Origin of the sequence: Chryseobacterium sp. SIMBA_029 (assembly GCF_046535275.1) — a bacterium.
In the GTDB taxonomy this organism is placed as follows: Bacteria; Bacteroidota; Bacteroidia; order Flavobacteriales; family Weeksellaceae; genus Chryseobacterium.
Map to the genome: position 1 here is coordinate 92,089 of NZ_JAWRXA010000008.1, position 12,385 is coordinate 104,473.

11 protein-coding genes are annotated in these 12,385 nt (G+C 35.8%); 7 read left to right on the forward strand and 4 right to left on the reverse strand.

Going from position 1 to position 12,385, the window contains the following annotated elements; translation table 11 throughout:
- Window positions 1–33 precede the first annotated feature (33 nt).
- The 3 genes from SB679_RS15510 to SB679_RS15520 all read left to right on the forward strand — a co-directional run bounded on the left by SB679_RS15510 (window position 34) and on the right by SB679_RS15520 (window position 2,554).
- On the forward strand, window positions 34–945 hold the full coding sequence (locus SB679_RS15510; protein ID WP_410703191.1) for an ABC transporter ATP-binding protein: 912 nt from the start codon (window positions 34–36) through the stop codon (window positions 943–945).
- The gene (locus SB679_RS15515; protein WP_410703192.1) at window positions 938–1,783 is read left to right on the forward strand and encodes an ABC transporter permease; all 846 of its coding nucleotides are present in this window, start codon (window positions 938–940) and stop codon (window positions 1,781–1,783) included. Before SB679_RS15510 ends, SB679_RS15515 begins: the two co-directional genes overlap by 8 nt.
- A gap of 264 nt (window positions 1,784–2,047) precedes the next feature.
- Entirely contained in the window at window positions 2,048–2,554 is a 507-nt protein-coding gene (locus tag SB679_RS15520; RefSeq protein ID WP_410703193.1) for a hypothetical protein, read from the forward strand.
- A gap of 211 nt (window positions 2,555–2,765) precedes the next feature.
- Here the strand turns inward: SB679_RS15520 and msrB are convergent, their stop codons facing one another.
- The 4 genes from msrB to SB679_RS15540 form a co-directional block, all read right to left on the reverse strand.
- Complete coding sequence (msrB, locus tag SB679_RS15525; RefSeq protein ID WP_410703194.1) at window positions 2,766–3,857, reverse strand: peptide-methionine (R)-S-oxide reductase MsrB; 1,092 nt, start codon at window positions 3,855–3,857, stop codon at window positions 2,766–2,768.
- Between the two features lie 23 nt (window positions 3,858–3,880).
- The gene (locus SB679_RS15530; protein WP_410703195.1) at window positions 3,881–4,327 is read right to left on the reverse strand and encodes a DUF417 family protein; all 447 of its coding nucleotides are present in this window, start codon (window positions 4,325–4,327) and stop codon (window positions 3,881–3,883) included.
- 78 nt (window positions 4,328–4,405) lie between these two features.
- The gene (locus SB679_RS15535; RefSeq protein WP_410703196.1) at window positions 4,406–4,678 is read right to left on the reverse strand and encodes a hypothetical protein; all 273 of its coding nucleotides are present in this window, start codon (window positions 4,676–4,678) and stop codon (window positions 4,406–4,408) included.
- Window positions 4,679–4,693: 15 nt separating this feature from the next.
- Window positions 4,694–5,248: a sigma-70 family RNA polymerase sigma factor gene (locus SB679_RS15540; RefSeq protein ID WP_410703197.1), complete on the reverse strand. Its 555-nt coding sequence runs from the start codon at window positions 5,246–5,248 to the stop codon at window positions 4,694–4,696.
- A gap of 435 nt (window positions 5,249–5,683) precedes the next feature.
- Between SB679_RS15540 and alaS the strand changes: the two genes are divergently transcribed.
- From alaS to SB679_RS15560, 4 genes are all read left to right on the forward strand, one after another.
- Entirely contained in the window at window positions 5,684–8,287 is a 2,604-nt protein-coding gene (alaS, locus tag SB679_RS15545; protein ID WP_410703198.1) for an alanine--tRNA ligase, read from the forward strand.
- An 82-nt stretch (window positions 8,288–8,369) separates the two neighbouring features.
- On the forward strand, window positions 8,370–9,122 hold the full coding sequence (locus tag SB679_RS15550; protein WP_410703199.1) for a hypothetical protein: 753 nt from the start codon (window positions 8,370–8,372) through the stop codon (window positions 9,120–9,122).
- Window positions 9,122–9,817 (forward strand): hypothetical protein, encoded by a 696-nt coding sequence (locus SB679_RS15555; RefSeq protein WP_410703200.1) that lies wholly within the window; start codon window positions 9,122–9,124, stop codon window positions 9,815–9,817. The genes SB679_RS15550 and SB679_RS15555 overlap by 1 nt, the downstream gene beginning before the upstream one ends.
- Window positions 9,818–9,947: 130 nt before the next feature.
- Window positions 9,948–12,362 (forward strand): hypothetical protein, encoded by a 2,415-nt coding sequence (locus SB679_RS15560; RefSeq protein ID WP_410703201.1) that lies wholly within the window; start codon window positions 9,948–9,950, stop codon window positions 12,360–12,362.
- The last annotated feature ends 23 nt before the right edge of the window (window positions 12,363–12,385 follow it).

A 12,385-nucleotide genomic window follows, 5' to 3' on the forward strand; every position in this document is an offset into this window, starting at 1 on the left:
TTACATACACTACTACTATGTAAAACAAATTACATGGAAAAAATTTTATCAGTAAAAAATCTGACAAAAAAATTCAAAAGAACTGTGGTGAACAATATTTCTTTTGATGTAGAAAAAGGCAATGTGTATGGTCTTTTAGGACCTAATGGAAGTGGTAAATCTACAACCTTCGGAATGCTGCTTTCAACGATAAATCCTACAAGTGGCGACTGGTACTGGTTTGGAGAGAAAGGAACAAGTCATGATGTGCTGAAAAAAATTGGTGCTATTATCGAACAGCCTAATTTTTATCCGTACTTAAGTGCGGAAACCAACCTTAAAATTGTGGCGGAAATCAAGGGTACTCCATACGGGAGAATTGATGAAGTCCTGAAAACGGTAGGGTTGTATGAAAGAAAAAAAGATGACTTCAAAACGTTTTCTTTAGGAATGAAACAACGTCTGGCCATTGCCTCTGCTATTCTGAATAATCCCGAAGTACTGATTCTTGATGAACCTACCAACGGACTTGATCCTGAGGGAATTATCCAGATCAGGGAAATCATTTCCAGTATTGCGCTGCAGGGTATTACCATCATTATTGCCAGCCATCTTCTGGACGAGATTGAAAAGATATGCAGCCACGTTATTGTATTGAAGGAAGGAAACGCTATCTACTCCGGAAGAGTGGATGAAATGACGGCTAACAATGGTTATTTTGAGTTAAAAGCAGACAACAACACTCTACTATTGAGTACACTGGAAGAAATGCAGTGGTTTACTTCGGTAAAACTGGATGGTGAACTGATCAAAGCACAGATCCGTGAGGATGCTTCGATCTCAGCTTCCACGCTTAACCAAAAGCTTGCTGAAAAAGGGATTTTCCTTTCGCATCTTAACAAGAAAAAACTATCTCTTGAAACTCAATTCCTTGAACTTGTAAAAAACACCAATACTCATGCTTAAATTATTAAAACTTGAATATTACAAAAACCTGAATTACCGACCATTCAAGGTTTTCACCATACTTTATTTTGCGATTCTTATTGCGCTTCTTTTTATCGGATTAGTAGATCTGGATGTTTTCGGAGGTACCATTAATTTAAAAGAGCAAGGCATTTATAACTTCCCTGAGATCTGGAATTTTACCACATGGATTGTAGCATTGCTGAAGATATTTCTTGGATTGATCATCGTTTTTTCAATTTCTCAGGAGTTTACTAACAGAATGTTCAAACAGAATACGATTGACGGATTAAGCAGAAAGGAATTTATCGGTTCCAAGCTATTAACCATTACGATTTTCACGGTGGTCTCTACGCTGATTGTATTTTTAATCACGTTATTCCTTGGTCATCAGTATTCTAAGGTAACAGATTCAGAATCGGTCTTTAAAGAAGTGTTTTTTATTGGAAACTATTTTGTAAAGCTTTTTACTTTTTTCTGTTTCCTGATGTTTTTATCTGTGCTGTTAAGAAAATCAATGTTCGTTTTCCTTGGATTTTTTGTCTACTGGGTCATAGAGAGCATTTTTACTGTGGTGGAAACGTATCAAAAGGTGAAAGGACTTCAAGGACCTGAAAGAATGAAAGTAATGAAAGATGATTTTTTCATCTCTCACCTTCTGCCGCTGGATAGTATGTCTAACCTTATTCCTAACCCGATGATGCGATTGGATATGGCTAAAATGATGGGCGTAAAGTATGAATTTACCTATCCTACTGAAAGCTTAATCGCGTGTATCGTTTGGTCTGCCATCTTTGTTTTTGGTTCGTACTGGATTCTTAAAAAGAGAGATTGGTAGGTGATTATTAATTGAAGAATTTAAGGATTGAAGGATTGAAAAATTTAAAGATTAAATATTGAAGCGGTTCATTTGAGCCGCTTTTTTTGTGGATGCAAGGTTGGAGGAGCTTATATTTGATACATTCCAAATACCTTTTTATTGGCTATTTGTTGATAAAAAACAAAAAAGATATCCATCATTATAATTTTATATTTAATTTACAGGAAAATCAGAGCAGTTAAAAAGAAGTTGTTTAAAATTTTATTTATTTTTATCAAAATAATGCGCGTTAGAAAAATATATTACGTTCCCGGATTGATCAGTGCCTTATTGATCCCGATTTTGTTTTGGTATTATGGGAACCAACGTGTTCATCCGCTTTATGGCGCCGTAGTATTTGGGACTCCTTCAAAGCATACATCTAGTGATAGTATTGACAATACTTTTGAACCTCTACGAAACTGGAATTACAAAAAAATTATTGTAAAACCCAATACAGCACTTCAGTACCAGCAATATTATGTCTCTGAACTTAAAAAACTTCAGCAAAGAAATGAAAAAGAGAGCGGCATTGAATTTATCATTGGTGATAAAAATAATTATCAGGATCTTATAGCACTGATAGATGCTATGAAACTCTCAAATCAAGAAACTTATGGAGTTGATGTAGGTCATACAAATCATTTTTTTGCCGTTCATTTTTATAAAGATCCAGAGAGGGCAGAATATGGAGATGACCTTATTGAATATCCTACTTATCATGAAGAATACTATTTCACGGATTTCTAAAAATTTGAATCTATACTCAAAAAATTACCTAAACAAGCTTACTACATCATTTTTGGATTTTTAATTCTACTAAACATGTCAATGCTGAGTATTAAAGAAAGATTTCAAGTGCAAAAGTTTCATCATTATAAAATAGATTCTTCACTTCGCTCTGAATGACAAGTGAAACATATCAAAATAAAAAGACCGCCTTTCGGCGGTCTTCTTTCATTTACTTTTTATCTAATAATGGAAGATATTCTCCGTATCCTTTTTTCTCCATTTCTGCTTTCGGCACAAATTTCAGGGAAGCACTGTTGATGCAGTAACGCAACCCACCTTTATCAGTAGGACCATCTGTAAAGACATGTCCCAAGTGAGCATCACCTGTTTTACTGCGGACCTCTACTCTATCCATTCCGGCAGAACGGTCCAGTTTTTCATTAATCAGTTTTTTGGTGATCGGTTTAGAAAAGCTTGGCCATCCGCATCCGGATTCAAATTTATCGGTAGAAACAAATAAAGGTTCTCCTGTAGTGATATCTACGTAAATTCCTTCACGGGTTTCATTCCAGTATTCATTTTTGAAAGGCATTTCAGTTCCGTTTTCCTGGGTAACTCTGTACTGTTCTGAAGTCAGTTCTTTTTTTAATTCTTTTTTGTCCTGTTTCTGATACTTTGCTTTAGGAAGCGGGTTGGCATTTTTCGCCATTTCAAACAATCCCGGTTCAATATGACAGTAACCGCCAGGATTTTTGTCCAGATAATCCTGATGATAATCCTCTGCTTTATAGAAATTTTTCAGTGCAATAGTTTCTACCACTACCGGTTTTCCGTAGTTTTTGGCTAATTTCTGCACTTCTTCTTTTACAATAGCTTCCGTATCTTTATCTGTTGAATAAATTCCCGTTCTATATTGATCTCCTCTATCATTTCCCTGTTTGTTTACACTGGTAGGATCAATGGTTTTAAAATACAAATCGATCAGTAATTTTACATCTACCTGTTCAGGATCATATTTTACTTTTACGGTTTCGGCAAAACCTGTTGAATGGCTTACGACCTGCTCGTAGGTAGGATTTTTAATATTCCCGTTGGCATATCCTACTTCAGTTCCTACCACTCCACGAATCTGTTGAAAAAAATGTTCTGTCCCCCAAAAACATCCGCCTGCAAAATAAATCTCTCTAACGTTCTTATTGTCCATAATTTTTTGATTTTCTTTTTTCTCTTCTTTAGGTTTAGTGTTGTTTAAAAACCCGGCCTTTGCTGCAAATACTGCGATACCCAGAATAATACCGAGTACAATTAATATATTTTTCATTTTTCTCTTTTTATTATTGTCCATTATTTCTCAATTTGATAGATCATTAATCCAAATCCTAAAAACATCACATCTTTGATGATAAAGAAATCAGTGACCGGAATTCCATCCACCATTTTCCATATTCCCGGAGTTGTAAATAAATAACTTAATGTGACCAGAAAGACACCTATCATTCCCATGGCAGCATACTTTCTTAGAAATGCAAATTTCACACTAAAGATCAGTAATGCTGCAATGATAATTTCTATCACTCCGATAGCATTTGACACCGTCTGCACATCCGCTATTTGATATACGAAAAAGGTAAGAAAATGGTTTTCTATTAAAGGTTTAATCGCTGCTGCTTCTGTGGGGGTAAATTTGAAAATCCCGATCCAGAATAAAATAAGTGAAGCCCCTGCCAGCGAAATATAATATCCAAGTGTGTAGGTTGGATGATTTCTGATGTGTGTGGATGTTCCGTTCATGTCTTTAAGATTTTGGTAATACTTTATCGTTTTCAAAAGTATAGTCGGAACCATTTCAAAATCCTGACAAAATATGTCTTATAAATCTAACCTTTCAGCTATTTTATTTTTAAACTCCTGAATATCAGACGGATTAATTTCATTCTCTTTTTTATGAGAACATTTTCTTTTTAAAATATCATCTAAAATTTTCAGTTTCTGCTGATAGGCACGGCACCATTTACAGATTTTCAGATGCAGCATAAGCCTCCGGTTTTCCGTTTTGGAAATGGCTCCTGCATTCTGCTTTTCCATAAGCAGTGTGGCTTCACTGCATGGCAGAAATAGTAAATGAATAAATTTTTTCAACATTTTTTTTACAATTCTTTATGACTTTCTAAACCAGTTATTATCCAAACACTCTCTAAGCTGCAACCGGCTTCTCTGTAAAATCTTCCATAGATTAGTCGTGGAAATCTCCAGTTCCTGACTTACTTCCTGCGCTTTTTTTTCCTGCAGATAATACATTTTTAACGGAATCTTCCATCTGGAGGGCAAATCTTCAATGCAGTCTTCCAGCGTCGTATTAAAATCATGATCATCCAAAAGATGTGTTTCTTTACCCGAAGAATCCCAGTCATTAAGGACCTCATTATTATTCCACGAGCCTGTTTCATCAAAAAAATGATCAAGCTTAATATGAGGTTCAGACTGATATTTTTTACGGTAAAAATCTGAAACTTTCCTGTTTAATATAGCCATCAGCCAGGTTAAAGGCTTACTTTTCCCCTCAAATGATTCATAAGAAGAAAAGGCGGCAAGAAATACATCCTGAACAATATCTTTAGCAGTATCTTTATCGGAAAGCACATAAGCAGCTCTTTTCAAAAGAGGTTCAGAGTACTGTTCCACCCAACTTTTCAGTACATTATTTTTCTCCATACGGCATGAGAATCATTAAAACTCTAAAACGAAGATAATAGAAAAATTTATAATTGATTGTTTAAAATTTTAAATTGATCACATGCTCCCATTATAAAGTTACAATTATTTCTGATATTTTTATTTTTTACAGAATATAATGTGTTAATTTTTAACAAAATTACATTTCATACAGTATAGTTTTCAATAATAACCAGCATATCATTAAATATGAACCTGTAAAGTAAAAGATTTTCCAAAAACATCCTTTTCAACTTCTGCCATTCAACAAAAGGCAACATACATTTTATAAAATATTTCCCTCCATGCTGAGTCTGGCATAACAAAAAATCGTTTTATACCGGCTGAAATAAAAAACTTTATTTCCAAATCCGTTAAAAATCTTAAATTTGCAACTTATCAACTTTTTGATATTTTTTAACGCAAAGCAAAACTATGACATCACAAGAGATACGTCAAAAATTTTTAGATTATTTTAAAAGTAAAGGCCACCTTATTGTTCCTTCAGCACCTATCGTACTGAAAGACGACCCTACCCTAATGTTTTCCAACTCCGGAATGACGCAGTTCAAGGATTTTTTCTTAGGTTACAAAACCCCTACCGCCCCTAGAATTGCCGATACACAGAAGTGTCTGAGAGTTTCAGGAAAGCATAATGACCTGGATGATGTAGGTAGAGATACTTATCACCACACCATGTTCGAAATGTTGGGAAACTGGTCTTTTGGTGATTATTTCAAAAAAGATGCGATTGCTTTTGCCTGGGAATTATTAACCGAAGTGTATGGAATTCCTAAAGAGAATCTGTATGTAACTATTTTCGAAGGGGATGCATCAGAAAATCTTGAAAGAGATCAGGACGCTTACGATTTCTGGAAATCTCACATTTCTGAAGACAGAATTATCAACGGAAATAAGAAAGATAATTTCTGGGAAATGGGTGAAAGCGGACCTTGCGGACCATGTTCAGAGATCCATGTTGATTTAAGAACTCCTGAAGAAAAAGCAGCAGTTTCAGGACTGGAGCTGGTAAACAACGATCATCCTCAGGTGGTGGAAGTATGGAACCTGGTTTTCATGGAATTCAACAGAAAGGCAGATAAAAGTTTAGAAAAACTTCCTCAGCAGCACGTAGATACAGGAATGGGCTTTGAGCGTTTATGTATGGCGCTTCAGGGAACCACTTCCAACTATGATACCGATGTTTTCACTCCGCTAATTGCTAAAGTTGAAGAGCTTTCAGGTAAAAAATATACTGGAATTTTAGAGGACGAAAAAGATATTGCGATCCGTGTAGTGGTAGACCACATCAGAGCGGTTTCGTTTGCTATTGCTGACGGGCAGCTGCCTTCCAACGGAGGTGCAGGATACGTAATCAGAAGAATTTTAAGAAGAGCGATCTCATATTCATATAGATTTTTAGGAATGAAAGAACCTTTCCTTTTCGAATTGGTTTCTGTTCTTAAAGATCAGATGGGAGCTTTCTTCCCTGAATTGGAAAAACAGGGCACTTTGGTAACGGAAGTCATTAAAAGTGAGGAAGAATCATTTTTAAAAACCATTGAAAGCGGTTTGGTAAGAGTAGAGAAACTGATCCAGCAAACTATTGCAGAAAATTCAAAAGTTCTTCCTACACTAGAAGTTTTTGAATTGTATGATACGTATGGTTTCCCGGATGATTTAACGCGAATCATTGCTGAAGAAAAAGGACTTACCATTGATGAAGAAGGTTTTAAAGCAGAAAGAAAAAAACAGCAGCAACGTTCAAAACAGGATTCGGCTCAAAAGGTTTACGACTGGGTCGTATTGCAGGAAAAACCTGAAACATTTGTTGGTTATGATCAACTAGATGCTGAAACTTATATTACAAGATACAGAAAAGTAGAAAATAAAGACGGCGAATTTTATCAGGTGGTCTTAAGCAACTCTCCTTTCTACCCTGAAGGAGGTGGACAGGTAGGTGACAAAGGTCTTCTTGAAAACGCTGTTGAAAGCTTCGAAGTTCTGGAAACAAAGAAAGAAAACGGATTAATTATTTCATTAATTAATGCTCTTCCGAAAGATGCCGGTGCTATTTTCTATGCAAAAGTAGATCATACGGAACGAAAAAACTCACAGGCCAACCACTCTGTAACCCACCTTTTACACGAGGCTCTGAGAGATGTTTTAGGAACTCACGTAGAACAGAAAGGTTCCTATGTAGGCCCTGATTATCTGCGTTTTGACTTCTCTCATTTTGCTAAAATGTCGGAAGAAGAATTGGCGTTAATCGAAGAAAAAGTAAACCAGAAGATCAAAGAAAGTATTGCTTTACAGGAATTCAGAAATATTCCTATCCAGGAAGCGATCGATAAAGGAGCAATGGCTTTATTTGGTGAAAAATATGGAGACAGCGTGAGAATGATCCAGTTTGGAAGTTCAAAAGAACTTTGCGGGGGAACTCACGTAAAAAATACCAGCGAAATCGGACATTTCAAAATTTCTTCCGAAAGTTCTGCCGCTGCAGGAATCAGAAGGATTGAAGCGATTTCCGGAGATAAATCCGAGGAATATTTCAAAAATGCAGAAAAGCAGATCAACGAGCTTTCTCAGTTATTAAAATCTAAAGATGTTGTACGATCTATCGAAAAATTAATCGAAGAGAATGCTGCTTTAAAATCTGAAGTGGAAGCACTGAAAAGAGAAAAAGCAAAAGGCGAAATCGGAGACTGGAAAAATGCGTACGAACAAAAAGGCAACAAACAGCTTTTGGTTAAGAAAACTTCTCTGGATGCAGGTTCTGTAAAAGATATCGTTTTCCAGCTTAAGAAAGAAATCCCCAATTCTGTGACGATCATCCTTTCTAATGCAGACGACAAGCCTATGATTACAGTGGGTGTTTCTGACGATCTGGCAGCGAGCTATCAGGCTGGAGCTATCGTAAAAGAATTAGCCAAAGAGATCCAGGGCGGCGGCGGCGGAAATCCTGGCTTTGCAACGGCAGGAGGTAAAAACCTTGACGGCCTTGAAAATGCGTACCAAAAAGCTTTGAATATGTAATGTTCAAAACACTATAAAAATTAAAACAGAAACAGAAACTTTCCGGTTTCTGTTTTTTTATTATCTTTCAAAAAAAATTACCATGAAAAAACTATTACTTATTTGTTTTACTTCTATTCTATTACTTTCATGTCAATCAAAGAGCGATAAAGTCCGCAATTTTGTTGATATGTATAACAGATCTTCATCTATGATGGTGAGCTCTATGATCAAATCCAGCAAAGCAACCTCTACAGGTCCGGACGAAATTACTATTGAAGTAAACACTGATCATCAGGGATCGGATGATATGGAAGGCCAACTTATTACCTCTTCATTTCCGCAACTTATCGGACAGGCGATTAAAAGCGAAAAACTGGGCCAGGAACTGCTTGACAGCGGTGTAAAATTCAATCTTAAAATATATGGTGCAGACGGAAGAGTGATCGCAGACGAAGCGATTGATCAAAATAAGCTTAAAGGAACTACTCAAGAGGATCTAAGCTCTATTGCATCCGGTAATGCCACCAGCTCTCAGCTTAACTCTGTACTGGAAGTATTCAACAAAAACCTTCCGATGGAAGATAAGGCTACGGGAACAAAAGTAATAAGCATTAAAGCTGATGAAAACAAAAACATCGTGTACACCACAGAAGTTCCGGAAAGCTATAAGAAAATGCTTGAAATGGATGGCGCAGAGCAGGTAATAAAAGACGAAATGCTTAGAATGCCGCAGATCAGACAGATATTTTCGAGAACGGAAGTACTGGGTGTGAAAAACCTTAAATACCTGTATACTGATGTAAAAGGAAAAGTGATTAAAGAGATTACCATCACTAAAGAAGACTTAAAATAATGGATAACAAACCCGTTTGGAGAACTATCTTAAGTGTTGTGTTGGGACTTTTCGCTATTTTCAGAATCGCGACGACCTGTAATAAAAATTCAAGCAGTTCAAATAGTTCATCGTATTCAAGTAATTATCAGCCACAATCGTATCAAAGCGTAACCAGTGCAATTGAAGAGAGTAAAAATAATTACCGGAATAATATTCAGAATATATCGAATGATATTTTTTACGAAAGCTATGACAGCATCAATAAGCTGGGTGATTCTGAAATGACCATCTATCATATAAAAAAGGTGAAAAAAGACACTCTTTTACCGTTGGATCTTAGCGCGAAACTCAATGTAGAAGCCAACAGCTATATTCAGAAAAACTATGATGATTCATTAAAGCTTGCTGTAAAATTACCGGATAACACGTCCATTTTCATGCACAGCTATGAAGCCAAAAATGGTGATGTACTGGACAATCTGAAGGCACTAAAAAAGAAAAAAAGCATTCAGAATATCTCGTTAAAACTGGATCAGCCCAATTCTAAATTTGTAAGCTACAATTACAAACAGAATGGCAAAAAATATAACGGATATGCATTGATCTCAAAAGAAGACGGACAGTACACTTCCATCGAATTTGAAAACAATAAGCTCTCCAAAGAAGAACTTGAAATGAAAACTTTTAAGTTCTTAGCACAGCTTACCAAATAAAAGAAACGCCTGAAAATTTCAGGCGTTTCTTTTATGGTATAAAGATACCTTCTATTAAAACTCATGTGAATATCAATGAACAAAACTTTCCCGAAAGAATAAATATTACTACTTTTGACTAGTTTTTTTTATGAAAAGGGTTTTACTGTTTTTATTTTTTTTAATATCTTTTTTTGGTTTTTCACAATCAAAAATCACAGTCATTGACGAAACTGATAAAGCACCTATTCCGCATGCAAAAATATCCTGTGGCATTACAACTCTCGGATATACTAACAGCCAGGGGGTTTTAGAATTCAACACGACATGTTCAAACATTGAAATTGAGGCAGAAGGTCATCAAAAAGAATCTGCTTTTGTAGAAAAAAACATGCAGGTTTCTCTTTTTAAAAACTCATCCAAAACAACGGATATTGAAGCCATCGTTATTCAGGATAAAAGTGATCCGAGGGCATTGGAAATCCTGAAAAAAGTCACCAGATTATTTAAAGAAAATTCACCGAAAAGCCTGGGTTCCTATTCATATAAATCTTACGAAAAGGTTTCTATGGATATTGATGAAGACAGCATTTCCCAGTTCAACGAATTTTTTAATGAAACGAATTTATTCAAAAAGAAAAGGCAAAAGGATTCATTGAATAATGTTTCTGCCAAAAATATATTTTCGAAAAGTAAATTGTTTCTTTGGGAAAGAGCTCAGGAGTTTTTATATTCTCAAAAGTACGGTGAAAAAATCAACATCCTCGACAATAGAATTTCCGGTCTTAAGCAGCCCATCTATGAAATGATTGCGATGCAGCAAAGTAACCGGGATAAAATACCTAATCAGATCAAACAGGAAAACCGCGGCCTGTACCGTTTTTTTCTAACCGATACGATTGAACTGGACGGAAGAAAAAACTTTGTCATCCGTTTCCGTGAGGTGAATTACAAAAAGCCTGATAAGAAAAGAAAATACAACGGAGCGATCTACATAGATACCGAAACCTACGGAATTAAAAAAATTGAAAACTTCAGCAAAACCAAAAACGATGGAATCATTACAAGTACCTGGGTTTTCTATAACAATAAATGGTTTTTGTCGGATGAAAAAGTAAAACTGCGGATGAGCCGAATGGCTATGGATGAAGACGATAAAGAGAAACCCACCGATAAACCTGAGAAAAAAGACAAACGGCATTTCGGAACCTATGCGGTGCTGACTTCTAAATATTTTGACTATCAATCTCCCATAGCACAGGAAGCTAAGGATTTTAAGGGGTATACTTTTTCCGTGAAAAATGCGGATGGAAAATCGCTGGATCTATACAGAACAGATCCACTTACTGAAAGGGAAAGAAATACGTACACTACCATCGACAGTCTGGGTAAAAAATACAATATCGACAGTAAAGTTAAGGTTCTTACGGGTCTTATCAACGGACAGATCCGGGTAGGAATTGTGGATTTTCCAGTTGATGAGATTGTGAACTATAACTTATATGAAGGCTTCAGGGTAGGGTTAAAAGCTAAACTGAATGAAAACTTTAATCCTTATTTTTCTCCGGATTATTATTTTGCCTACGGTTTTAAGGATGAAAAATGGAAATACGGAATTGGACTTGATATGAAGACCACTCTGGATAAAAGTTCATTTTTCAGACTTGAATATTACAATGATGTTACTGCTTCCGGTGAGTTTTACAGAAGACTCTGGAATTTCAAAATGAGAATGATGAATTATGGAAACAACCTTAATAATGATAAATATTATCATTACAGAGGAGCTACTTTATCTTATCTGAATGATATTACCAACGGACTTACGCTTGTTTTTGCAGCAAAAAGAAACTTTGAGGAAGCTAAATTCGATTATAATTTCAGAAATCAGGGGGCGGCATTTGAAAATTTCAATACGTTATTTACCTTAAAATATTCCCCGAATTCTACCAATATCATGACCCCTCAGGGGAAATCTCTTATCGACCAGAAATATCCTGAACTGTATTTTAATTATGAGCAGAGTTATAAAATATTAGGCGGAGATTTTAATTATACCCGTTTTGACGCACTTTTCGTACACAACTTTAAGTCATTACTGGGAACTACAGGCGTTCGATTGTATGGGGGAATGGTTTTTGGTGAAGCACCGATCTGGAAAAACTTCACGATGAACGGGCTGGCCTCTCCAAGCAGGGATCTTAACTTTAACCTTACTTCTTACCTGGGATTTGCCACCCTGGAAGGCGGAAAGTATTATAATGATAAATTTATTGCCTATTATTTTACCCACAAACTTCCTTTTTACCTAAAAAGTTTTGGTCAGAATGTCTCGAGCTTTGATTTTGTCTTAAGGGGAACTATCGGAGATATGAAGCATCCTGAGTATCATGATTTCAGGTTTAAAGAGTTGGACCACCTGTATCAGGAAGTAGGTCTGGAATGGAATAATTTTCTTTCGAGTTATTTTAATTTAGGTCTGTTTTACCGTGTGGGCTATTATACAACCCCTAATTTCAAACAAAATTTTGCGATACAGTTTAAATTAAAGCTGTTGGAATTTTAATATTTCCGCCTTCAGATTCAAAC

What these genes read in the sequence shown, in the direction of transcription:
- SB679_RS15530 (WP_410703195.1), bottom strand. Translation starts at nt 4,327, where the DNA reads ATGAACGGAACATCCACACACATCAGAAATCATCCAACCTACACACTT.
- SB679_RS15520 (WP_410703193.1), top strand. Translation starts at nt 2,048, where the DNA reads ATGCGCGTTAGAAAAATATATTACGTTCCCGGATTGATCAGTGCCTTA.
- SB679_RS15555 (WP_410703200.1), top strand. Translation starts at nt 9,122, where the DNA reads ATGGATAACAAACCCGTTTGGAGAACTATCTTAAGTGTTGTGTTGGGA.
- SB679_RS15560 (WP_410703201.1), top strand. Translation starts at nt 9,948, where the DNA reads ATGAAAAGGGTTTTACTGTTTTTATTTTTTTTAATATCTTTTTTTGGT.
- SB679_RS15540 (WP_410703197.1), bottom strand. Translation starts at nt 5,248, where the DNA reads ATGGAGAAAAATAATGTACTGAAAAGTTGGGTGGAACAGTACTCTGAA.
- alaS (WP_410703198.1), top strand. Translation starts at nt 5,684, where the DNA reads ATGACATCACAAGAGATACGTCAAAAATTTTTAGATTATTTTAAAAGT.
- SB679_RS15515 (WP_410703192.1), top strand. Translation starts at nt 938, where the DNA reads ATGCTTAAATTATTAAAACTTGAATATTACAAAAACCTGAATTACCGA.
- SB679_RS15550 (WP_410703199.1), top strand. Translation starts at nt 8,370, where the DNA reads ATGAAAAAACTATTACTTATTTGTTTTACTTCTATTCTATTACTTTCA.
- SB679_RS15535 (WP_410703196.1), bottom strand. Translation starts at nt 4,678, where the DNA reads ATGTTGAAAAAATTTATTCATTTACTATTTCTGCCATGCAGTGAAGCC.
- SB679_RS15510 (WP_410703191.1), top strand. Translation starts at nt 34, where the DNA reads ATGGAAAAAATTTTATCAGTAAAAAATCTGACAAAAAAATTCAAAAGA.
- msrB (WP_410703194.1), bottom strand. Translation starts at nt 3,857, where the DNA reads ATGAAAAATATATTAATTGTACTCGGTATTATTCTGGGTATCGCAGTA.